At 59.7% G+C, this 236-nt stretch carries 1 protein-coding gene; it reads right to left on the bottom strand.

The features are described from left to right. On the bottom strand, positions 1-236 hold a 236-nt coding region (locus B4920_RS27970), incomplete at both ends, for an SIMPL domain-containing protein (protein ID WP_139379788.1).

Raw genomic sequence — 236 nt, 5'->3', positions numbered from 1 at the left:
TGACTTGAGGCCGTACTCAATCTGGGAGACGGACTCCAGACCCGCCTTGAGGGCGGTGTCCATCAGCTGGCTCAACTTGTCGAGCTGGTAGAGTTTGACCGCCAGCTGGCGCTGGGCACGATAACCCACCATCTCGGGCTGCTTGTTCTGCGGATACTGGTACTCGGGGGAGATCACCAGATTGCCGGCCTCCACATCGCTGCGCTTGATGCCGAGGCTCTCCAGTTGACCAAAGA

The organism is Zoogloea sp. LCSB751, assembly GCF_002028455.1.
Lineage (GTDB): Bacteria > Pseudomonadota > Gammaproteobacteria > Burkholderiales > Rhodocyclaceae > Zoogloea.
This window is presented reverse-complemented; position numbering and strand designations above follow the sequence as displayed.